This window comes from Mycolicibacterium fallax, assembly GCF_010726955.1.
Taxonomy (GTDB): Bacteria; Actinomycetota; Actinomycetes; order Mycobacteriales; family Mycobacteriaceae; genus Mycobacterium; species Mycobacterium fallax.
On the sequence record NZ_AP022603.1, the window covers coordinates 1,574,007 to 1,599,243 of the forward strand.

Genomic DNA, 25,237 nt, shown 5'->3' on the forward strand with positions numbered 1-25,237 from the left:
GTCAGAACGGGCGCTGGTCACCGCTTGATTCTAGGAAGCCGGGCCGCGGGGCTGCCAAAGCCCCCGCTTCCGGGGGCTTTGGCGATGTCCGGTAGTGCTACTTCTTCCCGCCGAGCAGGCCGCCGAGGATCTCCCCGATGGCGTTGTTGGAACCGCCGCCGCCCAGCACGCTGCCCAGGATGCTGCCGAGCGGGTTGTTGGAACCGCCGCCGGCACCGGCGCCGGCACCACCGAGGATGCCGCCGAGCAGGTCGCCGAGGATGTTGCCCGAGCCCTGCGCCTGGTTGCTCTGCTGCCCGCTGTCCTGGCTGCCGCCGCGGTTGGCGAACTGCTTGCCGATGTAGGCCAGCACGATCGGGGCCAGCAGCGGCAGCAGCTGCTGGATCAGGCCGCTGTTGGTGCCGCCCTGGCTGGACAGCGCGGAGGCCACAGCGGTGCTGTCGTTGCCGCCGAAGATCTTGGCGACAATCTTGTCGCCGTCGGCGGCGTCGACGTCATCGACGGTGACACCGTTGTCGAGCAGGCCGCTGGCGGCGTGCTGCTCGGCGGCCGAGACGATGCGGTCGGCGTCGCCCTCGGCGGCGTTGACCTGCAGCCCGCCCACCATGGCCGGCACCAGGGCACGGATGGTGTTGTTGACCTCGCCCTCGTCGGCGCCCAGCTTGTTCGCGATGTCCGCGACCGGAATCTGCGCGAACAGATCATCGAGGTCTGCCATGAATCCACCCTTCGTCGCCCGGCCCCGCTCATCGGCGACCGTCATGGCACCGACCCTAGCCCGAGCCGTTCCGCGGCAGGCGGGTAACGCCTCAGTCGAGCCGCTCGACGTCCAGCCGCACCCCGGCCTCGGGCAGCCGGGTCAGCAGCGCGTCCCCCATCGCCGAGGCGGGGGTGAGCACGCCGCGCAGGTCCGACAGCGCGGCGCGGTCCAGGGCCAACGCCAGCCCGCTCTCCCCCAGCAGCACCGCGGTCGCCTTGTAGCCGGGGTCGCCCTGCTGGGCGACGGTGGCCCGGTAGCGTCGACCGCCGCTGGTCGCGGTGTAGGTCTCGATGGTGTAGTGGCCGTTTTCTCGGGCCGCGTCGCTGGGGCCGCTGCCGGGTTTGGGCATCACTCGGTCCACCAGCCCGCGCGGCAACCGGTCGAAGAATCGGCTGCCCAGGCTCATTGAGGCGGCCTGGACGCCGGTGACCACCGCCGCGGCCACCGGGGCCAGCACCGAGCGGCCCAGGCTCATCTGTTCGGCGTAGCCGAACCGGTCGCCGTAGGCGTAGTCGAGCAGCGCATTGCTGCGGCGGACCACCCGGGTGTTGGAGGGCGCCATCACGAACGCACCGGTCCAGTAGCCGGCGAGTTCGGGGGCGATCTCGGCGCCGCGGTGCCAGCGGGCGTCGGGCTGTCCGCCCAGTTCGGGCTCGGCGCCGCGGTCGGGGCTCAGCGTGTAGGGGTCGGCCAGGGCGCGCCGGAGTTCGGGATCCCGGGCGCAGGCGTCCATCATCTCCAGCGCGGAGGCCACCGTGCCGCCGGACACCCCGCCGGACATCGACCGCAACACCAGGTTGGTGTCCAACAGCTCGCCGGCCTGGTCGGCCTGGGCGCGGCGGTGCAGCGCGAACACGCCCAGGTCCGACGGGATCGAATCGAAGCCGCAGGCGTGCACGATCCGCGCGCCGGTGTCGATGGCCTGCTTGTGGAAGGCGTCGATGCTGTCCAGGATGAAGTTCGGTTCGCCGGTCAGGTCGGCGTAGTCAGTCCCGGCGGCCGCGCAGGCGGCCACCAGCGGCAGGCCGTAGCGGGCGTAGGGCCCGACTGTGGTGACCACCACCCGGGTGCGGGCGGCCATCGCGCGCAATGTGTCAGGCCGGTCGGCGTCGGCGATGACGATCGGCCAGTCGGCGGCCGCCGGCCCGAGGCCGTCGCGGACGGCGGTGAGGCGCTCGGCGGAGCGGCCCGCCAGCGCGATCCGGACCGCGCCGGAGCCGACGGCGGGGTGGCCGGCCAGGTACTGCGCGGTGAGCTTTCCGACGAAGCCGGTGGCGCCGTAGAGAACGATGTCGAATTCACGCTGCGGTTCGGTCACAGCTTCCGAACCTACGCCGAGCGCCGGCCGGGCGCCGGGGTAGGTTCGGCATCCATGGCCCCCGGTCCGGATCCGATCGTGGTGGTGGGTGCGGGCATCGCCGGGTTGGCGGCCGCGGCGGCCCTGCAGCGCCGCGGGTATCGGGTCCGCGTTGTCGAGTCCCGGCCCGACCCGTGCTCGGGCGCCGGTATCAGCCTGTGGCCCAACGCGCTGGCCGCCCTCGATCGGCTCGGTCTGGGCGACCAGGTGCGGCGCAGCGGTGGCCGGGTGACCGCGGGCGCGCTGCGCTGGTACGACGGCTCCTGGATCCGCCGCCCGGACCGTGACCGGCTGGTGCGCGCGCTCGGCGAGCCGCTGGTGGTGATCCGTCGCTCCCGGCTGCAGGAGGTGCTGGTCGGGGCGCTGGAACCGGGCACCGTGCAGTACGGCGTCACCGCGGCCGCCCCGGTCCGGCGCGGCGACGGGGTGGAGCTGGCGGTGACCGGGCCCGGCGGCGCCCACCGGTGGGCCGCGGCGGCGGTGATCGGGGCCGACGGCACCCGGTCGGTGATCGCCCGCGCCCTCAACGGCCCGCTGCCGGGCCGCTACACCGGGCACACCGCCTGGCGCGGGGTGGCCGAGACCGCCATCGACCCGGAGCTGTCCGGGGAGACGCTGGGGCCCGGGCTGCAGTTCGGGCACACGCCGCTCGGGCCCGGGCAGACCTACTGGTTCGCCGCCGAGCGGGCACCGCGCGGGCAGCGCCGCCCCGAGGGCGAGCTGACGTACCTGCGCCGACGGCTGGCCGGGTGGGCCGACCCGGTGCCGGCTCTGCTGGCGGCCACCGATCCCGCCGCGGTGCTGCGCCACGATCTGGAGGACCGGGCCACCGCGCCGGCGTGGTCGGCCGGCCCGGTGGTGCTGATCGGCGATGCCGCCCACCCGATGCGCCCGCACCTGGGCCAGGGCGGCGCGCAGGCGCTGGAGGACGCCGTCATCCTGGCGGCGTTCGTCGAGGGCCACCGCGACCTGGTCGCCGCGTTCGGTGCGTTCGCCCGCCACCGGCGGCGCCGGGTGCGGCGGGTGGTCGCCGAGGCCGCGGTCATCGGTCGGCTGGTGGGGCTGCGGCCGCCGGCGCTGGCCGCGGCGCTGGTGCGCGCCTCGGCCGCCGTGCCCGAGGCGGTGTTGACCCGGCACCTGGCGGGCATCGCTGCCCGCTCAGCGTTCGAGCTGCCCGGCGCCTGACCCCCGTCGACCCCGGAAAAACAGTTCGCGCGGCGATCCGGGTGGATCGCCGCGCGAACGGTGGTTGTGGTGCGGTGCGGGTCAGCCCCGGCGACCGCAGCTCGGCCAGGCGCCGATGCCCTGGGTGTTGAGAACGTTCTCGGCGACCCGAATCTGCTCTTCGCGGCTGGCGTTGTGCGGCGAGCCGCTGCCACCGTTGGCACGCCAGGTGCCCATGCTGAACTGCAGGCCACCGTAGTAACCGTTGCCGGTGTTGATCGCCCAGTTACCGCCGGACTCGCACGCCGCGACGGCGTCCCAGTTCACCCGGTCGGCATTGGCGGTCGCGGTGGACAGCGCCAGCGGAGCGGCGGCGATGGCGCCACCGAGCACGGCCATGCCGGCAGTGCGAGCAATCTTCGAGCGGAGGTTCTTCAACAGCTTTTCCTTTCGCCAAGCGCGCGCCACCACGGGCACCCACGGCACGGTGGGCGGCCCAGCGATCTGGATCAGGCGTTCACGGGGGCGTGCCGTCTCTGTCGGGCACACCAGGGGGACATCGATTACAGATGTCCGCCGCGCAGCGTTGGCGCGGCGGTCGTCGGGCCTAATCGGCCTCGCACGACCCCTCTCACACGCAGGGTTCATTCGTTTTGAGTTGTTGGTGTTCCCTCACGGAACGAAATTGACCGTACGGTAGGAAAACGCACCCCGTCATATCGGCGACACGCCAATATCGGTTAGATAACGGACCAATCACGACCGCGCCTGAGAAGCGTCTGTGCAGGTCAATAACGGATTCTTAAGGTCGGACCGCAGCACCGTTTTCCCAGCTGTACGTGAGGGACGTCACGACATTTTTGTGACCTGGACCATGCATTTTTCCCGGCCCGGACGCCGGTTCGCCCGCCCACGCGGCGTGACATCTGTTATCTACGGGACAGTTGAGACGTAACAAATACGGGTCGCGATGACCATTCACACCCATCCCGGATGCCGGAATTAGATTAGCTCCAATAAGCAATTTGCGAATTCGGCGCCATTGTTTCCGGCCGCATTTGCCGACCGCCGCCGCACACCACGAAAAAGGGCACCGGCCGCCGCCCCGCTGGGGCGACGGCCGGTGCCGAGGGTATGCGTTGGGGTCAGTCGACCGTCCAGGTGTCCCGGCCCCGCAGCAGCGACTGCAGCGCCGCGGTGTCGTGCGGGACGGTCTGCATCGCCTGGGCGATCTGGCCGCGGGCCTGATCGTTGTACACCGGCCGATCAACCTGCCGGAAGATGCCCATCACGGTGTGGTCCAGGTTCTGATCGGACAGCCGCGACAGCGCGAACGAGTAGGACGAATCCTGCTGAGCCGGATCGTGCACCACGATGTCGGACGCCGCGACGTCGGCGGTCTTGGCGACCTCCAGGCCGAACCCGGAGCGCACCACGCAGTATTCGCCGTTGGCGCCGAACACGATCGGCTGACCCGCGCTGACCTTGATCACCCGGTCCTCGGCGCCCTCCTTGCGCAGTGCGTCGAACGAGCCGTCATTGAAGATCGGGCAGTCCTGCAGGATCTCCACGATCGCGGCCCCACGGTGGGCGGCCGCCGCGCGCAGCACCTCGGTCAGGCCGGCCCGGTCGGAGTCCAGCGCCCGGCCGACGAACGTCGCCTCGGCGCCCAACGCCAGCGACACCGGGTTGAACGGCTCGTCCAGCGAACCCATCGGGGTCGACTTGGTGACCTTGCCGGTCTCCGAGGTAGGCGAGTACTGCCCCTTGGTCAGGCCGTAGATCCGGTTGTTGAACAACAAGATGGTGAGGTTCATGTTGCGGCGCAGCGCGTGGATCAGGTGGTTGCCGCCGATCGACAGCGCGTCCCCGTCACCGGTGACGACCCACACCGACAGGTCCTCGCGGGCCAGCGACAGCCCGGTGGCGATCGTCGGGGCACGCCCGTGGATCGAGTGGAACCCGTAGGTCTCCAGGTAGTACGGGAACCGGCTCGAGCAGCCGATGCCGCTGACGAAGACCATGTTCTCGCGCCGCAGGCCCAGCTCGGGCAGGAAGTTGCGGATGGTGTTGAGGATGACGTAGTCACCGCAACCGGGGCACCAGCGGACTTCCTGGTCGCTGGTGAAGTCCTTGCCCTTCTGCGGCACATCCGTGGTCGGCACACCGCTGGTCTTGGACAGACCGGCGGGGGTCAACTGAAGGTCCGTGCCGATCAGGTCAGTCATGCTTCGTCTCCCGCTCCCACCAAGGCCGCAGACAACCGGGCGACCATCGTCTTGTCATTCTCGATCTCCGCCAGCGTCCCACCGATCGCGGCGCGGATGACCCGGCCGATCTCATCGGCCAGGAAGGCCAGCCCCTGCACCTTGGTCACCGACTGCACGTCGACCAGGTACTTCGCCCGCAGCAGCATCGCGAGCTGACCCAGGTTCATCTCCGGCACGATCACCTGCTCGTAGCGGCCGAGCACCTCGCCGAGGTTGGCCGGGAACGGGTTCAGGTGCCGCAGGTGCGCATGGGCCACGTTGATGCCGCGCTTGCGGGCCCGCCGGCAGGCCTCACCGATCGGGCCGTAGGAACTGCCCCAGCCCAGGATCAGCATCTCGGCGGCACCGCTGGGGTCATCGACGTCCAGGTCGGGCACCTCGATGCCGTTGATCTTCTCCTGGCGCAGCCGGACCATCAGGTCATGGTTGACCGGGTCGTAGGAGATGTTGCCCGAGCCGTTGGCCGACTCCAGGCCACCGATGCGGTGCTCCAGACCGGGGGTACCCGGGATGGCGAACTGGCGGGCCAGCGTCTCGGGATCGCGCGCGTAGGGCTGGAACGGCTGCCCCTCCTCGGCGAAGGTGTGCTCGATCGGCGGATAGCTGGTGATGTCCGGGATCCGCCACGGCTCGGACCCGTTGGCGATCGCGCCGTCGGACAGCACGATGACCGGGGTGTGGTACTTGATCGCGATCCGCGCGGCCTCCACCGCCACGTCGAAGCAGTCCGACGGGGACTGCGGCGCCAGCACCGCCACCGGGGATTCGCCGTTGCGCCCGAACATCGCCTGCAGTAGGTCGGCCTGCTCGGTCTTGGTCGGCAGGCCGGTGGACGGGCCACCGCGCTGCACGTCGACGATGACCAGCGGCAGCTCGGTCATCACGGCCAGGCCGATGGCCTCGGACTTCAGCGAGATGCCGGGCCCGGAGGTGGTGGTGACGCCCAGCGCACCGCCGTAGGAGGCGCCGATCGCCGCGCCGATGCCGGCGATCTCGTCCTCGGCCTGGAAGGTCAGCACGTTGAAGTTCTTGTGCCGGGACAGCTCGTGCAGGATGTCCGAGGCGGGGGTGATCGGGTAGCTGCCCAGCACGACCTGCAGATCGGCCAGCTGACCGGCGGCGACCAGGCCATAGGCCATCGCGGTGTTGCCGGAAATCTGCCGGTACTCGCCGGCCGGCAGCTTGGCCGGGGCGATCTCGTAGGTGGTGCCGAACGCCTCGGTGGTCTCCCCGTAGTTCCAGCCGGCGCGCAGCGCCAGCACGTTGGCCTCGGCGATGTCGGGCTTGCGGGCGAACTTCTCCCGAATAAAGGTCTCGCTGGTCTCGACCGGGCGGCCGTACATCCAGGACAGCAGCCCGAGCGCGAACATGTTCTTGGCGCGCTGCCCGTCCTTCTTGGTGGCGCCGATCGCCTCGACCGCGCCGAGGGTCAGCGTCGTCATCGCGACCGCCTGCACGACGTAGTCCGACAGGCTGTCGTCCTCCAGCGGGTTGGCGTCGTAGCCGACCTTGGCCAGGTTGCGTTTGCTGAACTCGTCGGAGTTGGCGATCACCAGGCCGCCGCGCGGCAGGTCATCGATGTTGGCCTTGAGCGCCGCCGGGTTCATCGCGACCAGCACGTCGGGCCGGTCACCGGCGGTCAGGATGTCGTAGTCGGCGATCTGGATCTGGAACGACGAAACCCCCGGCAGGGTGCCCTGAGGTGCCCGGATCTCGGCCGGGTAGTTCGGCTGGGTCGCCAGGTCGTTGCCGAACAGCGCCGCCTCGGAGGTGAATCGGTCGCCGGTCAGCTGCATACCGTCGCCGGAGTCGCCGGCGAATCGGATGACGATCTGTTCCAGCTTCTGCCGAGGATGCGCGCTGGTTCCGTTGTTGCTCGGACCCACGTCCCCGCCTTTCTTAACGGTCTGTGTTCGCGGCCGGTTGACCGCCCCGTGCGTGTCGCGCGCGGCGGCGCGGTCCACAGGACGCGGCACCGGCGGAACGACGGGCGAGTTGACTGTCACTCGCAGTACCGATTATTGCACCTTTCTTAGGGACGCCTACTTCCGGGGGTGGCCCGACACGCCGCCGCAGTCCGGCGAAACTCCCAGGTCACCCCGGTGGCCCCGCCACCGGCGAGACAGGTTTGTGTTCTTCGTCACCCTTGGACGCGGGTGAAATCTAAGAACCGACGGTACCCGCAGGTCACATCGCTAAGCGACTGCTCAGCGCATGTTTTCGCGGCCCCACCGGCGCCCGACGCCCTACCATCACGGTCATGACATCCCCGGTGCTCCAGGTCGGTCCGCTGCCCCCGATGCTGGAACGGGCGCTGCAGAACGACCACGCCGCACACCGCCTGCCCGACGACCCGGGGGCCGTCGAAACGTTCCTCGCCGAGCACGCCGAAGAGGTGCGGGTGCTGGTGACGGCCGGGGTCGCCGGGGTCCGCGGCATCGACGCCGACCTGATCGCGGCGCTGCCGCGGCTGGCGGCGATCGCGCACTGCGCCGTCGGCTACGACAACACCGATCTGCACGCCGCGGCGGCCCGCGGGATCGCCGTCAGCAACACCCCCGACGTGCTGACCGACTGCGTCGCCGACGCGGCCGTCGGCCTGATGATTGACCTGCTGCGCGGATTTTCCGCCGCCGACCGCTATGTCCGGGCCGGGCGCTGGGCGACCGCGGGTCCGTTCCCGCTCACCCAGCGGGTCAGCGGCGCCCGGGTCGGCATCCTCGGGCTGGGCCGCATCGGCACCGCAATCGCCGATCGGCTGCGCGCCTTCGACTGCACCATCAGCTACCACAACCGCCACCCGGTGCCCGGGTCGGCGCACCGCTACCTGCCGTCACCGATCGCGCTGGCCCGCGCCGTCGATGTGCTGATCGTGGCGGCCCCCGGCGGCGCGGCCACCCACCATCTCGTCGATGCCGCGGTGCTGGCGGCGCTCGGCCCGCACGGCTACCTGGTGAACATCGCCCGCGGCAGCCTGATCGACGAGGGCGCGCTGATCCGGGCGCTGCGCGACGGCGGGATCGCCGGCGCCGGCCTGGACGTCTTCGCCGACGAGCCCAATGTGCCCGCCGAGCTGCGCAGCCTCGACAACGCGGTGCTGCTGCCACATCTGGCCAGCGCGACCGAGCAGACCCGGGCCGCAATGTCCGAGTTGACGCTGCGCAATGTGACCAGCTTCCTGGCCACCGGCACGCTGATCACCCCGGTACCGCTGCCCGGCGGCTGAAACCACCGGCCCGCGGCGGGCCGATCGTCGGTCAGGCGGTCTTGTCCCGGCGCTCCGAGCGCGACGCCTTGCGCGGCACGATCGTCGGCAGCACGTTGTCGTCGACGGTCTCCTTGGTGACGACCACCTTGGCGACGTCGTCGCGGCTGGGGATGTCGTACATCACCGGCAGCAGCACTTCCTCCATGATCGCGCGCAGACCACGCGCGCCGGTGCCGCGGTGGATGGCCTGGTCGGCCACCGCCTCCAGCGCCTCGTCGGAGAACTCCAGCTCAACGCCGTCCATCTCGAACAGCCGGGTGTACTGCTTGACCAGCGCGTTCTTCGGCTCGGACAGGATCTTCACCAGGGATTCCTTGTCCAGGTTCGTCACCGAGGCGACGACCGGCAGCCGGCCGATGAACTCCGGGATCAGCCCGAACTTGATCAGGTCCTCCGGCATCACCTCGGCGAAGTGGTCCTGGGTGTCGATCTCGGCCTTCGAGCGCACCTCGGCGCCGAAGCCCAGGCCGCGCTTGCCGACCCGGTCCGAGACGATCCGCTCCAGCCCGGCGAACGCTCCGGCCACGATGAACAGCACGTTGGTGGTGTCGATCTGGATGAACTCCTGGTGCGGATGCTTGCGCCCGCCCTGCGGCGGCACCGAGGCCTGGGTGCCCTCCAGGATCTTCAGCAGCGCCTGCTGCACGCCCTCGCCGGACACGTCCCGGGTGATCGACGGGTTCTCGCTCTTGCGCGCGATCTTGTCGACCTCGTCGATGTAGATGATGCCGGTCTCGGCGCGCTTGACGTCGTAGTCGGCGGCCTGGATCAGCTTCAGCAGGATGTTCTCGACGTCCTCACCGACGTAGCCGGCCTCGGTCAGCGCGGTCGCGTCGGCGATGGCGAACGGCACGTTGAGCATCTTGGCCAGCGTCTGGGCCAGGTAGGTCTTGCCGCAGCCGGTCGGGCCGAGCATCAGAATGTTGGACTTGGCCAGCTCGACGGTCTCCCCGGAGCGCGAGTCGCGGCTCTTCTCCCCGGCCTGAATCCGCTTGTAGTGGTTGTAGACCGCCACCGCCAGCGTTCGCTTGGCCGAGTCCTGGCCGATGACGTAGCCCTCCAGGAAATCCCGGATCTCGGCGGGCTTGGGCAGCTCGTCGAGCTTGACGTCGTCGGCGTCGGCGAGCTCCTCTTCGATGATCTCGTTGCACAGGTCGATGCACTCATCGCAGATGTAGACGCCAGGTCCTGCGATGAGCTTCTTGACCTGCTTCTGACTCTTTCCGCAGAACGAGCATTTCAGCAGGTCACCGCCGTCTCCGATGCGCGCCATGGGATGTGGCCCTACTTCCTGTCGCTGACGTATCAGGGTTTCCCCCGACGCTACCCGCAGTCCCGGTGCCGGGGCGACCGATAAGACGAATAGCGTCGGTGGGATTCGTGTGCGGAAAACATATCCCCTGCCGGGGCCCGCAGCGGTGCGCCACGCGCGTGGTTACCGAGCTGTTTTGCAGCGCGGCGCCGGGTCCGCTCAGTCCTTCTGGGCGGACAGCTTCCGGTACTCCAGCACGGTGTCGATGATCCCGTAGTCCTTGGCCTCGGCCGCGGTCAGGATCTTGTCCCGGTCGGTGTCCTTGCGGATCTGCTCCGGGTCCTTGCCGGTGTGCCGGGCCAGCGTGGTGTCCATCAGGGTGCGCATCCGCTCGATCTCGGCGGCCTGGATCTCCAGGTCGGAGACCTGGCCCTGGATCGCCCCGCCGACGGCCGGCTGGTGGATCAGCACCCGGGCGTTGGGCAGCGCCATCCGCTTGCCGGGGGTACCGGCGGCCAGCAGCACCGCCGCCGCCGAGGCGGCCTGACCCAGGCAGACCGTGGCGATGTCGGCGCGCACGTACTGCATGGTGTCGTAGATCGCCATCAGCGAGGTGAACGAGCCACCCGGGGAGTTGATGTACATGGTGATGTCGCGGTCGGGATCCAGCGACTCCAGCACCAGCAGCTGGGCCATGATGTCGTTGGCCGAGGCGTCGTCCACCTGCACGCCGAGGAAGATGATGCGCTCCTCGAACAGCTTGTTGTACGGGTTGGACTCCTTGACACCGAAGCTGGAGTGCTCGATGAACGACGGCAGGATGTAGCGCGACTGCATCGAGTTCACGCCGTGGGCGGAGGTGGTCATTCGGCACTCCCGTTCAGGTGGGCGCGGGTGATGATGTGGTCGACGAAGCCGTACTCCAGGGCCTCGGGGGCGGTGAACCAGCGGTCGCGGTCGGCGTCGGCCTCGACCTTCTCCAGGGTCTGACCGGTGAACTCGGCGTTGAGCCGGTTCATCTCCTTCTTGGTCAGCGCGAACTGCTCGGCCTGAATGGCGATGTCGGCGGCGCTGCCACCGATCCCGGCCGACGGCTGATGCATCATGATCCGGGCGTGCGGCAGCGCGTACCGCTTGCCCTTGGTGCCCGCGGCCAGCAGGAACTGCCCCATCGAGGCCGCCATGCCCATCGCGTAGGTGGCCACGTCGCACGGTGCCAGCACCATGGTGTCGTAGATCGCCATGCCCGCGGTGACCGAGCCGCCCGGGGAGTTGATGTAGAGGTTGATGTCCTTGGTGGGGTCCTCGGCCGCCAACAACAGGATCTGCGCGCACAGCCGGTTGGCGATGTCATCGTCGACCTGGGTGCCCAGGAAGATGATGCGCTCGGCCAGCAACCGTTCGTAGACAGAATCCGTGAGGTTGAGGCCGGACACGCCGGAACGCATGTTTGTCACGACCGGTACCTGCTTTCTCGTAGGTGGTTCACGCACGACACTAACCAAGCGAGGCGCCCGCGCAGTCCCCTGCCCGGGCGCGTTCGCTCACAGCGTCACTCGTCGGCGTCGGCGCCCAGCGCCTCGGCGGCGACGTCCGCGTCGGCCGCGGCGGTCTCCGGCTGCGCCGAACCGAAGAACTCACTGGTGTCGACGACGTTGCCGGCACTGTCGGTGACGGTGGCGGCCTCGACCACCGCGGCGACGGTCAGGCCGCGGCGGACGTCGGCGAAGATCGCCGGCAGCTGGTTGTTCTGCTGCAGGATGCCCATCAGCTGCTGCGGCTCGATGCCGTACTGGCGCGACATCAGCACCAGCCGCTCCATGATGTCGTTCTGGCCGACCTGAATGGCCAGGTCATCGGCGACCGCATCCATCAGCAGCTGGGTCTTGACGGCCTTCTCCGCGTTGCTGCGGGTGTCGGCGTCGAACTCCTCGCGGGAGCTGCCCTGCTCCTTGAGCAGCTCGGCGAACTTGTCCTCGTCGTGCTCCAGGTCGTGAATGGCGTTGTGCACGATGTCGTCGACCTGGGCCTGCACCACGTTCTCCGGCAGCGGCACCTCGACCTGCTCCAGCAGCGCCTCCAGCGCGTTGTCGCGGATCTTCTCGGCCTGCTGGATCCGCTTGAAGCGCTCGACCTGCTCGGTCAGGTTGGCCTTCAGCTCGTCGATGGTGTCGAACTCGCTGGCCAGCTGGGCGAACTCGTCGTCGGCGTCGGGCAGCTCGCGCTCCTTGACCGAACCGACGGTGACGGTCACCTCGGCGTCCTTGTCGGCGAACTCACCGGCGACCAGCTTGGTGGTGAAGGTCTTGGTCTCGCCGGCGGACAGGCCGACCAGCGCCTCGTCCAGGCCGTCGATCAGCTGGCCGGAGCCGACCTCGTGGCTCAGCCCCTCGGTCTTGGCGTCCGGCACGTCCTCGCCGTCGACGGTGGCCGACAGGTCGATGGAGACGAAGTCGCCCTCGGCGATCGGCCGCTCGACGCTGGTCAGGGTGCCGAACCGGGCGCGCAGCGAGTCCAGCTCCTTCTCCACGTCGGCGTCGTCGATCTCGATCGCGTCGACGGTGATCGTCAGCGCGGCCAGGTCCGGCAGCGCGATCTCCGGGCGGATGTCGACCTCGGCGGTGAAGGCCAGCTGCTCGCCGTCCTCCAGCTTGGTGACCTCGATGTCGGGCTGCCCCAGCGGCTTGAGGTCGGCGGCGCTGACGGCCTCGCTGTACCGGCTCGGCAGCGCCTCGTTGACGACCTGCTCCAGCACCGCGGCGCGGCCGACACGGGCCTCCAGCAGCCGGGCCGGGGCCTTACCCGGGCGGAAACCGGGCAGCCGGATCTGCTTGGCCAGCTCCTTGAAGGTGCGGTCGAACTCGCCCTTGAGCTCGTCGAATGGAACCTCCACACTCAGCCGCACCCGGGTGGGGCTCAGGTTCTCAACGGTGCTCTTCACGGGTGCTCCTTGCAGTCGGTTCGGGTCATGCTGGGTTGTCTGGACATGTTCACGCTGGTCGGGGTGACAGGATTTGAACCTGCGGCCTTCCGCTCCCAAAGCGGATGCGCTACCAAGCTGCGCTACACCCCGCGGCCGGCCTCCCCCAACAAAGGAGACGCGCCCCCGGCATCCTACGGCCCGCCGGCCGGTTGCGACCAAGGCAGGTGGGCGCGATGACACCCGGGTTGGCGTTGCACACACACGGGCCGTACAGTCTGGCGTCGAGCAGTACATGCGGGCGTAGCTCAATGGTAGAGCCCTAGTCTTCCAAACTAGCTACGCGGGTTCGATTCCCGTCGCCCGCTCCACAAGGACCAGCGCATACCTGGTAGCACAGGCGTTCGACCGGCTATCCGGTCCCGTTTCGGTCCCGTACCCGAGGCGGGCGCGTCGCGGCCGCAGCGATCTTGATCGACCGAATTGGGGTCTATCCCGACCGCACGCGATGTCATACTTTTCCGCACAGATCTTGGCCAGGGGAGCCGCCATGAAGTTCGGTGTGTGTGAACAGACATTGCATAGCCGGTTGGGGCCGATGGCAGTCGTCGAATCGGGCTATCGGACCGCCAAATTAGGCGGTGCAGATTCCTTCTGGTTGCCAGACCATCTCAACAACCTATTACCGCAATCGTTGATGACGACAAAGCACAGTGGCGCGGCGAAGTGGATACCAAACATCGACGCAGTAGTGGAACCGTGGACGGCGCTCGGGTACCTCGCCGGACGCCACCGGTACCAACGGCCGCTCTTGGGAACTGCGGTTACCGATACGGGTCGACGAAATCCGGCCGTGACCGCCCAGGCCGCGGCAACCCTGCATCTGATGACCCGCGGCCGAACGATTCTAGGAATCGGAACCGGCGAGCGCGAAGGCAACGAGCCATATGGTGTCGACTGGTCCAAGCCGGTAGCGAGGTTCGAAGAAGCCATGGCAACCATTCGCGCACTGTGGGACTCGAATGGGCAACTGGTAGACCGCGATTCAGAGTGGTTTCCTCTGAAAAACGCTTCATTCAGGCTGCCGCCGTACAAGGGCAAGTGGCCCGAAATCTGGATTGCCTCGCACGGCCCGCGAATGCTCCGCGCAACCGGTCGTTATGCCGATGCGTGGTTCCCGGTGGGAATTGTGAGCCCCGAACAGTACGGAGAAGGGCTGCAGAAGGTTCGGGAGGCCGCCGACGACGCGAACCGCGACCCACAATCGATCACTCCGGCGAACACCCAGTTCGTTGTAACCGGCCGCAGCTCCGATGAAGTCGATGAAGCGTTGAACTCGGTGCTCATACGAGCATTCGCCCTCAACATTCCCGCCTGGGCATGGGCCGAGCACGGCGTGCAGCACCCGCTTGGCGAGAACTTCGGAGGCTTCCAAGACATCTTGCCGCAAACCTTCGATGAGCAGAGCGCGCTGGCGTACGCGGCAGCAGTGCCGACGTCCCTGATCAAGCAGTTCGTTCTGACGGGGACGCCTGACGAGGTTGTGGATCGGATCTCCGTGTGGCGCGAGCACGGTGTTCGATATCCAGTGCTCATCAATGCAAGTAGTATGCAAGAAAAGCTGAGTCGGGGCCTCAAGGCGGCGCTGCCCTTCGTGCAGATACTGCGGCGAATCCGCAAGATGTGAGGATACCGCTTTTCGAATCTTTCTCCCTCCCAAAGATTTAGCCAGTCGTCGATCTCGGTTCGCCTGGCACCCCGGTTCGACACCGCCTAACCCCAGAGCGACACCACGTTCGGGCCGCATCTCGGCTCGGCCTCCATTGCTCCAAGTGCCGCCATCGCGTCAACGTGGCCGTCCTCGTACAAATGGGCGTAGACCCCGAGCGTCGTGGTGACCTTCGCGTGACCCATGAACCGGGCAACCTCCAACGGTGGTCGTCCCGCCGCGATCATCAGGCTCGCGTAGGTGTGTCGGAGCGCGTGCCACGTGAGCCCTGGGGGTGGTGCTGCGGCCTCATCCTTCAACCCCGTCGCGGCCCGAATAGCCCGCACTACCGCAGGCCGGAACACGGCCTTGTAGAAGGTGGCGTGCCGGTAGGGCTGGGTCCAGTCGAGCGTCAACCGCTCCCCTGCTTCCTGGACCGTGAGGTTGGCCAGGGCTGCCGCTTGGGTCGTTGCCGACGCGCCTACGGGGTTCTTGGCGCCGGTCTGTCGTTGCGCCTTCAAGACGACCGATGGGAACAACGGCGCGCTCGCCCCGAGCCAGGGCGGTCTCCGGAACCCGCACAGCAATGTCGCGCGCCCGCTGAGTCCGGTGCGCGGCCTCGCTGGGGCCGATGCCAGCCGAGCCGCGCACAAATGGGGCAAATTCTGGGGGTCCAGATGGATTATCCATTTGGACCCCACGAAAACTCCCCAATTGTGCGCGCTGCTCCGGGGCCCCCGTCGGCAGGCACCGGGACTACAGCAGCACCAGCACCTGGGCGGCGATCACCTTGATGATCATCGCCGCCGGGTACACCAGCGCGTATCCCAACGGCACCCGGGCGTCGTAGCCGGTGCGCTCGTTGGCGAAACCGAGGATGGCCGGCTGGGTCTGCAGCCCGCCGAGCACCCCGGCGCTGCGCACCCCGCCGAGCCGGAACGCCCATCGGGTCAGCGCATAGCCGCCGCCGGCGACCACCGTCGAGGCCACCGCGCCGACCGCGACCAGCTTCACCACCTCGCCGGAGCCGAACGCCACACCGATCATCGAGCCGGCCTTGCACCCGGCGTAGGCCAGAAACACCATCAGCCCGATCTCGGCGAGCACCGTCGCCGAGACGACCGGCATGGTCGTCAGCACCGGACCGATCCGGCGAATCCGGCCCATCACCAGCCCGACCAGCAGCGTCCCGGCGGCCGCACCGATCGAGACGGTCAGGCCGCCGGGCAGCGGAATCGGGATCAGCCCGATCGCCAGGCCCAGCGCCAGCCCGCCGCCCAGCGCCAGCGGGGCCAGCGTGGTCAGGCCGCGGCTGGAGTCGCCGAGCAGCGCGGTGACGGCGTCCATGTGCTCGGGCGGGGAGACCACCCGCAGCCGGTCCCCCAGCTGCAGTCGCAGATCCGGGGTGCTGACCAGATCGACGTCGCCGCGGCGCACCCGCGACACCGTCGCGCCGTAGCGGGCGACCAGCCGCAACCCGGCCACGGTCCGCCCCGCATAGCGCGGATTGGACAGGGTGATCCGGCGGAAGTCCAGCTCCGAGCGGTCGGAGGTCAGGTCGTGGTCGGAGCGGTGCCCGAGCACCGCGACGACGGCGTCGACGCCGTCGTCGGTGCCGATCACCGACACCAGATCACCAAGACCCAGCACGGTGTCGGGGGCAACGGCCTCGACGGTGGAGTGGCCCGCCCGGCACACCCGGACCAGCTTGATGTGTTCGCCGACTTGGCGGCGCACCTCGAGGGCGGGCAGCGGCCCGTCGCGGTCGACCCGGATGGTCACCCCGACCAACGGCTGCGGGGCGTCGGTGTCGGTGGGCGCCCGCTTGAGCGCCAGGGCGGCCGCCGCCAGCATGGCCAGCACGCCGAACAGGTAGGCGCAGGCGTAGCCGACGGTGGCCTCGGCCCCGCCGCCGACGGCCGCGAGCGCCGGGGTGTTGGTCTGCGAGCCGGCGAACACCCCGGCGATCGCCTGCTGGTCGAGGCCGAACAGCCGGCCGGCCCCGAGGGTCGCCGCGGCCGCGGCGAAGATGACCGCGGCCACCGCCAGCATCAGCGGCCAGGCGGTGCGGATCGCGGCGAAGAAACCGGGCCCGGAGATCACCCCGGTCGCAAACGCGAACAGGGCCAGTCCGAAGGAGCCGACGTTTTCCGGGATCGCGATGGTGATGCCGAGGTGGGCGCCCCAGGCCGCCACGCCGAGGGCCACGAACAGGATTCCGGCGGTGCCGAGCGCGACACCGCGAATCGACAGCGCGCCCAGTCCGGCGCCGAGCATGATGACCACGGCGATGGTGATCAGCGGCTGATCGGACAGGAACTGCAGCAGCGCGACCGTGGCGACCTCCCGGGTTCGGTTCTCGACCCTATCCCGCCCCCGCCGCATCGGTAGGCTCGAAGCCATGGGCAACGGGCTGGTTCTGCTGGTTGTGCTGCTGGTCGGAGCGGTGGCGCTGTGGATGTGGGCGTCGTCGCGGGCCGCCGGCCGCGCCGCGGTGCAGCTGGCCGACGCGCAGGCCGACGCTCGCCGGGTCATCGAACGCCTCGGCGGCCAGGTGCTCAACCTGACCGGATCGGACGACGCGTCCCGGCAGGCCCTGGCCGATGCCGCCGAACGGTTCACCGCCGCCTCGGCCCAGATCGACCGAGCCGACACCACCACCCAGGCGCAGCTGGCCAAGCAGAGCGCGCTGGAGGGGCTGTATTACGTGCGGGCGGCGCGCACCGCGATGGACATGGATCCGGGTCCGGAGCTGGAGTCGCTGAGCGGCCAGCACGGCGCCGGCGCAGTCACCGAGGAACGCGTCGTCGAGGTGGACGGTCATCGCATCGCGGCCTCCCCCCGGCCGTCGGCCCGCACCCCGAACTACTACCCGGGCGGTCAGGTGGCCGGCCGCCAGATCCCGGCCGGCTGGTACTCCGAACCGTGGTGGAAGACCGCGCTGATCGCCGGGGCGTGGGGCATCGGCTCGCTGGTGCTGTTCGACGCGCTGTTCTCCGGGATGCCCGGCACCGGTTACGAGCAGGGCGTCTCGGCCGGACTCGACCCGGACACCGACCCCGGCGCCGACCCGGACGGATTCGACGGCGAGGGGCTCGACGGCGGCTGGGACTTCGGCGGCGGCGACGTCGGGGACTTCGGCGACTTCGGCGGTTTCTGAGCCGGTCAGCTCTGGCAGCTCGGGCACCAGAACAGGTTGCGGCCCTCCAACTCGGTGGTCAGCACCGGCGATCCGCAGATCCGGCAGGCCTCGCCCGCGCGCCGGTAGACGTAGGTGCGTGGCCGGCCCGCCCGATAGGACGGCGCGCCGTGGTCATCTTCCGGCCGCACCACGACGATCTGGCCGCGCCGCTGCCCGATCTTCATCAGCGCGACCAGGTCGGCCCAGATCGCGTCGAACTCCGCGGCGTCGATCGAGGTGCCGGGTCGGGCCGGGTCGATGCCGTGCCGGAACAGCACCTCGCTGCGGTAGATGTTGCCGACGCCGGCGAACACCGATTGGTCCATCAGCAGCGAGCCGATGCTGCGCCGGGACCGGCCGACCCGGGTGCGGGCCGCCTCGGGGTCGGCGTCGGCGCGCAGCGGGTCGGGTCCGAGCCGGTCCAGTACGCCGGCGACGCCGCCCTCGTCGATCACCTCGCAGACCATCGGTCCGCGCAGGTCGGTGCCGTAGTCGGTGCCGAGCATCCGCATCCGCACCTGCCCGACCGGGTCGGGCGGCCCGTCCCCGTCGAGGCCGAACTCACTGAACGCGCCGTAGATGCCGAGGTGCACGTGCACCACCAGCCCGGGCTCGTAGTGGTGGAACAGGTGCTTGCCCCAGGCGTCGGCGCGGCGCAGCACCCGGCCGTCGACGGCCGCCGCGCCCTCGCTGAATCGGCCCTGCGGGCTGCCGACGCGCACCGGTTGGCCGCCGTAGCGCCGTTGGTGCAGCCGCGCCAGTCGGTGCAGGACGTGGCCCTCGGGCATGGCCTACCGCCGCGAGGTCAGGCGGGGGCGCCGGGGACCGGCGGGGCGATCCGGGTCTGGTCGTACTCCTCGAGGATGTCGATGCGGCGCTGGTGGCGCTCCTCGTCCGACCACGGGGTGGCCAGGAAGGTGTCGACGATGGCCAGCGCCTCCTCGGTCGAGTGCATCCGGCCGCCGATGCCGATCAGCTGGGCATTGTTGTGCTGGCGGGCCAGCGCCGCGGTCTCGGTGCTCCAGGCCAGCGCGCAGCGGGCGCCGGGCACCTTGTTGGCCGCGATCTGCTCGCCGTTGCCGGAGCCGCCGAGCACGATGCCCAGGCTGCCGGGGTCGGCGACGGTGCGCCGGGCGGCATCGATGCAGAACGCCGGGTAGTCGTCGACGGCGTCGTATTCGAAGGCACCGCAGTCGACGGGCTCGTGGCCGGTCTTGGTGAGGTGCTCGATGATGGCCTGCTTGAGTTCGTAGCCGGCGTGGTCGGCACCGAGGTAGACGCGCATGCGGGTAACCCTAACGCGCCGGGTTTGGCGGTCCGACGGGTCAGTCGAACTCGGGCGCCTCGCTGCGGGACCGCTTGAGTTCCCAGAAGTGCGGGTAGGAGGCAAACGTCACCGATGCGTCCCACAGTTTGCCGGCCTGCTCGCCGCGCGGGATCCGGGACAGCACCGGGCCGAAGAAGGCCACCCCGTTGACGTGGATGGTGGGGGTGCCGACGTCGGTGCCGACGGCGTCCATGCCGGCGTGGTGGCTGGTGCGCAGCGCCTCGTCGTAGTCGGTGACGGTGGCCGCGGCGGCCAACTCGGCCGGCAGGCCGGCCTCGGCCAGCGATTCGGCGATGACGGCGTCGAGGTCCTTGTTGCCCTGGTTGTGGATCCGGGTGCCCAGCGCGGTGTACAGCGGCGCCAACGCCTGCGGTCCGACGGTCTGCTCGGCGGCGATCGCCACCCGCACCGGGCCCCACGCGCGGGCCATCAGCTCCTGGTACTCCGGAGACAGCTCGCGGCCCTCGTTGAGCACCGCCAGGCTCATCACGTGGAAGCTGACCTCGATGTCGCGGACCTTCTCGACCTCCATGATCCAGCGCGAGGTGATCCAGCACCACGGGCACAGCGGGTCGAACCAGAAATCGGCGCGGGACTTCTCTGACATGGTCGCGATCCTCTCGGTGGCGGTGGCCTCAACTGTGCACAACTCGGGTCCGGCGGCCGATGTTCCCGCCCGGGGGCGGCACGGTCCCCCGCCCGCTCGTCCCCCGCGCTCGCGGCCCCGGGACAAGCGTGCGCGGAGATCAATCCGGCAACGAATCGGCTATCGTCGACACGCATTGTTTGCAAGACTCGATCAAATCGTGTTGTTCCTGTTACTTAAGCACGCCATTGTTACCGGAGCGACATCTGTTACCCGAGTGAGACCCCACCGCGTCCGGGGCCCGTGACAGACCCCGAGCCGCACGAGGAGACCCGCCCATGCCCGTTCTTCGCCGCACCGCCGCCCGCGCGCTGACCGCAACCGCGGCGCTGGCCACCGGTATCACCCTGCTGACCGCCGCGCCGGCGCAGGCCGACAACGAGAACGACCACGACTTTCTGGCCGCGCTGAGCAACGCCGGGATGGGCGCCCGCGACACCAACACCACCGTCGCGCTGGGCCAGTCGATCTGCCCGGCGCTGGTCAAGCCGGGCTCGTCGTTCGTCGAGGCCGCCGCGACGGCCCGTCAGGGCGGCGTGCCGCCGGCCCTGGCCGGTTTCTTCGCGGGCCTGGCCATCCAGCACTACTGCCCGCAGATGATCTCCCGGGTCGCCGACGGCTCGTTCGTCGATCAGCTCTCGATGCTGCGCGGGATGAACATCCCCGGCCTGTAGCGCCGGAATCCTCCCCCGGCCACGACTAGGGTGGGTCCCCGTGGCACTTCCCAATCTGACCCGGGACCAGGCGGTCGAACGCGCCGCACTGGTCACCGTTGACAGCTACCGCATCCACCTCGACCTGACCGACGGCGCCGGCGGACCCGGCGAGCACACCTTCTCCTCGGTCACCACCGTCGAGTTCGACGCGCTGCCCGGCGCCGACAGCTACCTCGACCTGGCCGCCGACACCGTGCGCGGCGCGACCCTCAACGGGCACCCGATCGACGTCTCGGGCTACGACGAGTCCACCGGCATCCCGCTGCGCGGGCTGGCCGCGCACAACGTCGTTGAGGTCCGGGCGGACTGCCGCTATTCCAACACCGGCGAGGGCCTGCACCGGTTCGTCGACCCGGTCGACGGCGAGGTCTACCTGTATTCGCAGTTCGAGACCGCCGACGCCAAGCGGATGTTCGCCTGCTTCGACCAACCGGACATCAAGGCGACCTTCGACATCACCGTGACCGCACCGGCGCACTGGCAGGTGATCTCCAACGGCGCGACGCTGACCGCCGAGCCCGGCGCGGCAGGCACCGTGCACACCTTCGCCACCACCCCGGCGATGAGCACCTACCTGGTCGCGCTGATCGCCGGGCCGTACGCGGTGTGGCGCGATATGTACCGCGACGCCCATGGCGAGATCCCACTGGGACTGTTCTGCCGCGCCTCGCTGGCGCAGTACATGGACCATGAGCGGCTGTTCACCGAGACCAAGCAGGGTTTCGGCTTCTACCACAGCAACTTTGGCGTGCCGTACGCGTTCGGCAAGTACGACCAGCTGTTCGTGCCGGAGTTCAACGCCGGCGCCATGGAGAACGCCGGCGCGGTGACCTTCCTGGAGGACTACGTCTTCCGGTCCAAGGTCACCCGGTATTCCTACGAACGCCGCGCCGAGACCGTGCTGCACGAGATGGCACACATGTGGTTCGGCGATCTGGTGACCATGCGCTGGTGGGATGACCTGTGGCTCAACGAGTCCTTCGCCACCTTCGCCTCGGTGCTGTGCCAGGCCGCCGCCACCGAGTACACCCAGGCCTGGACCACCTTCGCCAATGTGGAGAAGTCCTGGGCCTACCGCCAGGATCAGCTGCCCTCGACCCACCCGGTGGCCGCCGACATTCCCGATCTGCACGCCGTGGAGGTCAATTTCGACGGCATCACCTACGCCAAGGGCGCCAGCGTGCTCAAGCAACTGGTCGCCTACGTCGGGCTGGAGCCGTTCCTGGCGGGCCTGCGCAGCTACTTCGCCGACCACGCGTTCGGCAACGCGACGTTCGCCGATCTGCTTGGCGCACTGGAGCGTTCGTCGGGCCGCGACCTGTCCGACTGGGGCAGGCAGTGGCTCAAGACCACCGGGCTGAACACGCTGCGCCCGGTGTTCGAGCTCGACGACGACGGCCGGTTCACCCGGTTCGCCATCGAACAGGGCGGTGCGGCGCCGGGCGCCGGGGAGACCCGGGTGCACCGGCTGGCGGTCGGCGTCTACGACGACGACGGCTCCGGCAAGCTGGTCCGGGTGCACCGCGAGGAACTCGACGTCGACGGGCCGGTGACCGAAGTTCCTGCGCTGCAGTGGATTTCACGCGGGAAACTGATCCTGGTCAACGACGACGACCTGACCTACTGCTCGATGCGACTGGATCCGGGCTCCCTGGAGACGCTGCTGACCCGGATCGGCGACATCGCCGAGCCGCTGCCGCGCACCCTGGCCTGGTCGGCGGCCTGGGAGATGACCCGCGACGCCGAGCTCAAGGCCCGCGATTTCGTCGCACTGGTGACCGGCGGCATCGCCGCCGAGACCGAGGTGGGCGTGGCCCAGCGGCTGCTGTTGCAGGCCCAGACCGCGCTCGGGTCCTACGCCGATCCGCAGTGGGCCCGGGCCGAGGGCTGGCCGGCCTTCGCCGACCGGCTGGTGGCCCTCGCGCACACCGCCGGACCGGGTTCGGATCACCAGTTGGCGTTCATCAACGCGCTGTGCACCTCGGTGCTGTCCACCCGGCACGTCACGCTGCTGGCCGATCTGCTGGACTCCGACCCGGCCGATGCGGGCCTGGACGGCCTGCAGATCGACACCGACCTGCGCTGGCGCATCGTCACCGCACTGGCCGGCGCCGGTCACGTCGACGCCGACGGGTCGGCCACGCCGTTCCTGGACGCCGAGGCGGCCCGCGACGACACCGCGGCCGGCCGGCGCAGCGCCGCGGCGGCGGCCGCCGCCCGCCCGCAGGCCGAGGTCAAGGCGGCCGCCTGGACACAGGTCTTCGAGGACGACACCCTGGCCAACATCACCGCCCGCGCGATCATCGGCGGCTTCGTCGCGCCCGGGCAGGCCGAGCTGCTGACGCCGTTCACCGAGCGGTACTTCGCGGAGGTGGCCGGGGTGTGGCAGCGTCGCTCCAGCGAGGTGGCGCAGACCGTGGTGATCGGGCTGTATCCGTCCTGGGACATCAGCCGGTCCGGCCTGGACGCCGCGGACGCCTTCCTGGCCGACCCGGAGTTGCCGTCGGCGCTGCGCCGACTCGTGTCCGAGGGCCGCGCGGGCGTCGAGCGCGCGCTGCGGGCCCGCGCCGCCGACAGCGCACCCTGACCCCGCGAGCGCTCATCGGTGTACAGAAAACCGGCGCGTCGCGTACCGGGGTGAGCGCTCGGCGGCAGCAGAGCAAAAAGGGCGGCCCCACCGAATACGGTGGGGCCGCCCTTATGGCTTGGGTCAGGGGCGCGCGATCGCCGCCGACATCACCCGGATGGCGCTGACCAGACCGTCGATCAGGTTGCCCTCGGCGAAACCGCTCTTGGCAGCGGCGACGCCCAGGGTCGCGGCCTGCTCGGCGCCGCGGCCGCGCAGGTTCGCGCCGTAGACCACCTCGATGATCCGCTGGTTCGGCGACACCGCCAGCAGCAGCGCGTCGTCGGGGGTCGGAACCCGGCCCAGTGCCTTGCCGGCCGCGTCGGTGGGGTTGGAACCCAGGTTGCCGATGTACACCGCGAACCGGGCCTTCGACGCGCGGGTCCCCCACTTGAGGGCCTCGTCGAGCTTGATCCGATCGGCGATCGAGAACGGGTAGTTCTCGCACTGCTCACTGGGGTCGCAGACCCCGGAGATCCGGCCGCTGGAGGTCACCGCATAGCCCAGGGGCAGACCCTCGCTCGACGCGACGGGCGCGTTACCACTTGCCACTTGCGCTACCTCCCACGGTGTAGTCGTGCCCGCCGTGCCCATGCCCGTGTCCCGCACCGACGACCTCGTCGGTGGCGGCCCACAGAATCGGGCCGTAGGTCCACTTCTCGGACATCTGGTACTCGGGCACCCGCTTGGGCTTCTTGGCCCAGATCAGCAGGTACAACACGACGTAGAGGGCGACCGGAACGCCCCCGATGATCATGTGCGTCATTGCGGTGCTCACGGGCACAAATCTAACCCACGCCGGCCCGCCACCAGGCCAGGACCCCCAAATCGGCGGTCACGCCGCGCCGTCGCCCAGATAACGCTCCCAGGACGGGTCGAGCTCCTGCACCGTCGAGAGCAGCCGCCAGTGCTGGCCGGTCGGCGACCGCGGCACCGCGTGCAGCGTCCAGCCGATCTCCGATAGCAGCTTGTCGGCCTTGCGATGGTTGCACTTCGCGCAGCAGGCGACGCAGTTCTCCCAGCTGTGCTCGCCGCCGCGGCTGCGCGGCACGATGTGGTCGACGGTGTCGGCCCTGGCGCCGCAGTAGCCGCAGCGGAAGCCGTCGCGGCGCATCAGCGCGGCCCGGGTCATCGGCACCCGGGCCCGGTAGGGCACCCGGACGTAGACCCGCAGCCGGATCACCGACGGCATGGCGATACTGCGGGAGGCCGAGTGGATCAACGCGCCGCTGGGATCCTCGTGCACCATCTCGGCCTTGCCGCCGAGCAGCATCACCACGGCCCGGCGCAGCGGCAACGCGGTGAGCGGCTCGTAGGTGGCGTTGAGCAGCAGAACCCGCCGACGTCCCCACACCGCGGCGGGGTCGCGGGGCGGCGCAAGGTTGTCGGTCCGGTGCAGCACCGAGGCAGCCACGGGCCCGACGCGACTGACCGTGGCCCGGCGGACACGGCTGCGGTTCCGGTGCACCATTGATCCTCCGCCGAACAGTCCACCACGGATGCCCGCGCCGCGCACCCCAATTCCCGAGGGGTCCGCAGGTCAATCGGCTGAACATCGCGTGACGCGGGGACTGCGTTCCGGGCGGAAAACCCGCGCGGCCACAATGGAGCCGATGGAGCAGACACAGCAGTCCTTCTACGACGAGATCGGCGGGCACCGCACCTTCGACCGGATCGTGCACCGGTTCTACCAACTGGTCGCCGAGGACGACGTGCTGCACCCGATGTATCCGGAGGAAGACCTGACCGGCGCCGAGGACCGGCTGCGGATGTTCCTCGAGCAGTACTGGGGCGGTCCGCGAACCTACTCCGATCAGCGCGGCCATCCGCGGCTGCGGATGCGGCACGTGCCGTACCGGATCGGCTACATCGAGCGGGACGCCTGGCTGCGCTGCATGCAGACCGCCATCGCCGAGATCGACGCGGCCACCCTCGACGACGCGCACCGCGAGGAACTGCTCAATTACCTGACCATGGCGGCCGACGCGATGGTCAACGCGCCGTTCTGAGCGCAGCACCCCTCGGCGCAGCACCCCTGAGCG

General features: G+C 69.6%; 24 protein-coding genes and 2 tRNA genes. 8 read left to right on the forward strand and 18 right to left on the reverse strand.

The window, feature by feature from the left end; genetic code table 11:
* Positions 1-97: 97 nt before the first annotated feature.
* Positions 98-718 carry a DUF937 domain-containing protein gene (locus tag G6N10_RS07410; protein WP_085100780.1) on the reverse strand — a complete coding sequence of 207 codons (621 nt, stop codon included), beginning with the start codon at positions 716-718 and terminating at the stop codon, positions 98-100.
* 91 nt (positions 719-809) lie between these two features.
* Entirely contained in the window at positions 810-2,078 is a 1,269-nt protein-coding gene (locus tag G6N10_RS07415; protein WP_085100356.1) for a saccharopine dehydrogenase family protein, read from the reverse strand.
* Between the two features lie 54 nt (positions 2,079-2,132).
* Here G6N10_RS07415 and G6N10_RS07420 point away from each other — a divergent pair, with 54 nt between their 5' ends.
* Complete coding sequence (locus G6N10_RS07420; RefSeq protein ID WP_085100353.1) at positions 2,133-3,302, forward strand: FAD-dependent oxidoreductase; 1,170 nt, start codon at positions 2,133-2,135, stop codon at positions 3,300-3,302.
* 81 nt (positions 3,303-3,383) lie between these two features.
* On the opposite strand, the gene G6N10_RS07425 is transcribed toward G6N10_RS07420, so the two are convergent.
* The 3 genes from G6N10_RS07425 to G6N10_RS07435 form a co-directional block, all read right to left on the reverse strand.
* Positions 3,384-3,680, reverse strand: a complete 297-nt coding sequence (locus G6N10_RS07425) for a transglycosylase family protein (protein ID WP_179962881.1) — start codon at positions 3,678-3,680, stop codon at positions 3,384-3,386.
* 746 nt (positions 3,681-4,426) lie between these two features.
* Positions 4,427-5,509, reverse strand: a complete 1,083-nt coding sequence (locus G6N10_RS07430) for a 2-oxoacid:ferredoxin oxidoreductase subunit beta (protein WP_085100349.1) — start codon at positions 5,507-5,509, stop codon at positions 4,427-4,429.
* On the reverse strand, positions 5,506-7,437 hold the full coding sequence (locus G6N10_RS07435; protein ID WP_085100346.1) for a 2-oxoacid:acceptor oxidoreductase subunit alpha: 1,932 nt from the start codon (positions 7,435-7,437) through the stop codon (positions 5,506-5,508). The genes G6N10_RS07430 and G6N10_RS07435 overlap by 4 nt, the downstream gene beginning before the upstream one ends.
* 374 nt (positions 7,438-7,811) lie before the next feature.
* Here G6N10_RS07435 and G6N10_RS07440 point away from each other — a divergent pair, with 374 nt between their 5' ends.
* Complete coding sequence (locus G6N10_RS07440; RefSeq protein WP_085100343.1) at positions 7,812-8,777, forward strand: 2-hydroxyacid dehydrogenase; 966 nt, start codon at positions 7,812-7,814, stop codon at positions 8,775-8,777.
* 31 nt (positions 8,778-8,808) lie between these two features.
* Here the strand turns inward: G6N10_RS07440 and clpX are convergent, their stop codons facing one another.
* From clpX to G6N10_RS07465, 5 genes are all read right to left on the reverse strand, one after another.
* Complete coding sequence (gene clpX, locus G6N10_RS07445; protein ID WP_085100340.1) at positions 8,809-10,092, reverse strand: ATP-dependent Clp protease ATP-binding subunit ClpX; 1,284 nt, start codon at positions 10,090-10,092, stop codon at positions 8,809-8,811.
* A 198-nt stretch (positions 10,093-10,290) separates the two neighbouring features.
* A complete protein-coding gene (locus G6N10_RS07450; protein WP_085100337.1) occupies positions 10,291-10,938 on the reverse strand; it encodes an ATP-dependent Clp protease proteolytic subunit in 648 nt (215 codons plus the stop codon).
* Positions 10,935-11,519, reverse strand: coding sequence for an ATP-dependent Clp protease proteolytic subunit (locus G6N10_RS07455; RefSeq protein WP_234810700.1), 585 nt, complete (start codon positions 11,517-11,519; stop codon positions 10,935-10,937). The genes G6N10_RS07450 and G6N10_RS07455 overlap by 4 nt, the downstream gene beginning before the upstream one ends.
* A gap of 104 nt (positions 11,520-11,623) precedes the next feature.
* A complete protein-coding gene (tig, locus tag G6N10_RS07460) occupies positions 11,624-13,012 on the reverse strand; it encodes a trigger factor (RefSeq protein ID WP_163742316.1) in 1,389 nt (462 codons plus the stop codon).
* A gap of 55 nt (positions 13,013-13,067) precedes the next feature.
* A tRNA-Pro gene (locus G6N10_RS07465) sits at positions 13,068-13,144 on the reverse strand.
* Between the two features lie 144 nt (positions 13,145-13,288).
* Between G6N10_RS07465 and G6N10_RS07470 the strand changes: the two genes are divergently transcribed.
* Positions 13,289-13,362 (forward strand) — tRNA-Gly (locus G6N10_RS07470).
* Positions 13,363-13,541: 179 nt separating this feature from the next.
* Positions 13,542-14,678 (forward strand): LLM class flavin-dependent oxidoreductase, encoded by a 1,137-nt coding sequence (locus G6N10_RS07475; protein WP_085100774.1) that lies wholly within the window; start codon positions 13,542-13,544, stop codon positions 14,676-14,678.
* Positions 14,679-14,764: 86 nt separating this feature from the next.
* Here G6N10_RS07475 and G6N10_RS07480 read toward each other — a convergent pair whose 3' ends face one another.
* Entirely contained in the window at positions 14,765-15,220 is a 456-nt protein-coding gene (locus G6N10_RS07480; protein WP_234810687.1) for a tyrosine-type recombinase/integrase, read from the reverse strand.
* A 235-nt stretch (positions 15,221-15,455) separates the two neighbouring features.
* Positions 15,456-17,084, reverse strand: coding sequence for an aspartate:alanine exchanger family transporter (locus tag G6N10_RS07485; protein WP_085100326.1), 1,629 nt, complete (start codon positions 17,082-17,084; stop codon positions 15,456-15,458).
* Between the two features lie 16 nt (positions 17,085-17,100).
* Here G6N10_RS07485 and G6N10_RS07490 point away from each other — a divergent pair, with 16 nt between their 5' ends.
* Entirely contained in the window at positions 17,101-17,859 is a 759-nt protein-coding gene (locus G6N10_RS07490; protein WP_085100323.1) for a hypothetical protein, read from the forward strand.
* 5 nt (positions 17,860-17,864) lie between these two features.
* Here the strand turns inward: G6N10_RS07490 and G6N10_RS07495 are convergent, their stop codons facing one another.
* Genes G6N10_RS07495 through G6N10_RS07505 form a run of 3 tightly spaced genes read right to left on the reverse strand, consistent with a single transcriptional unit; the run spans position 17,865 to position 19,814 of the window.
* Positions 17,865-18,668 (reverse strand): Fpg/Nei family DNA glycosylase, encoded by an 804-nt coding sequence (locus tag G6N10_RS07495; RefSeq protein ID WP_085100320.1) that lies wholly within the window; start codon positions 18,666-18,668, stop codon positions 17,865-17,867.
* A 17-nt stretch (positions 18,669-18,685) separates the two neighbouring features.
* Positions 18,686-19,165, reverse strand: a complete 480-nt coding sequence (locus G6N10_RS07500) for a ribose-5-phosphate isomerase (RefSeq protein WP_085100317.1) — start codon at positions 19,163-19,165, stop codon at positions 18,686-18,688.
* 40 nt (positions 19,166-19,205) lie between these two features.
* The gene (locus tag G6N10_RS07505) at positions 19,206-19,814 is read right to left on the reverse strand and encodes a mycothiol-dependent nitroreductase Rv2466c family protein (RefSeq protein WP_085100771.1); all 609 of its coding nucleotides are present in this window, start codon (positions 19,812-19,814) and stop codon (positions 19,206-19,208) included.
* A gap of 317 nt (positions 19,815-20,131) precedes the next feature.
* Between G6N10_RS07505 and G6N10_RS07510 the strand changes: the two genes are divergently transcribed.
* Both G6N10_RS07510 and pepN read left to right on the forward strand, forming a co-directional pair.
* Complete coding sequence (locus G6N10_RS07510; protein WP_085100314.1) at positions 20,132-20,527, forward strand: DUF732 domain-containing protein; 396 nt, start codon at positions 20,132-20,134, stop codon at positions 20,525-20,527.
* A gap of 40 nt (positions 20,528-20,567) precedes the next feature.
* Positions 20,568-23,156: an aminopeptidase N gene (gene pepN / locus G6N10_RS07515; protein WP_085100311.1), complete on the forward strand. Its 2,589-nt coding sequence runs from the start codon at positions 20,568-20,570 to the stop codon at positions 23,154-23,156.
* A gap of 123 nt (positions 23,157-23,279) precedes the next feature.
* Here pepN and G6N10_RS07520 read toward each other — a convergent pair whose 3' ends face one another.
* The 3 genes from G6N10_RS07520 to G6N10_RS07530 form a co-directional block, all read right to left on the reverse strand.
* The gene (locus G6N10_RS07520; RefSeq protein ID WP_085100308.1) at positions 23,280-23,747 is read right to left on the reverse strand and encodes a DUF5130 family protein; all 468 of its coding nucleotides are present in this window, start codon (positions 23,745-23,747) and stop codon (positions 23,280-23,282) included.
* Complete coding sequence (ctaJ, locus tag G6N10_RS07525) at positions 23,734-23,961, reverse strand: aa3-type cytochrome oxidase subunit CtaJ (RefSeq protein WP_109750645.1); 228 nt, start codon at positions 23,959-23,961, stop codon at positions 23,734-23,736. The genes G6N10_RS07520 and ctaJ overlap by 14 nt, the downstream gene beginning before the upstream one ends.
* Positions 23,962-24,030: 69 nt before the next feature.
* Complete coding sequence (locus G6N10_RS07530; protein WP_085100302.1) at positions 24,031-24,666, reverse strand: HNH endonuclease; 636 nt, start codon at positions 24,664-24,666, stop codon at positions 24,031-24,033.
* Between the two features lie 133 nt (positions 24,667-24,799).
* Here G6N10_RS07530 and G6N10_RS07535 point away from each other — a divergent pair, with 133 nt between their 5' ends.
* Complete coding sequence (locus G6N10_RS07535) at positions 24,800-25,204, forward strand: globin (RefSeq protein WP_197745635.1); 405 nt, start codon at positions 24,800-24,802, stop codon at positions 25,202-25,204.
* The last annotated feature ends 33 nt before the right edge of the window (positions 25,205-25,237 follow it).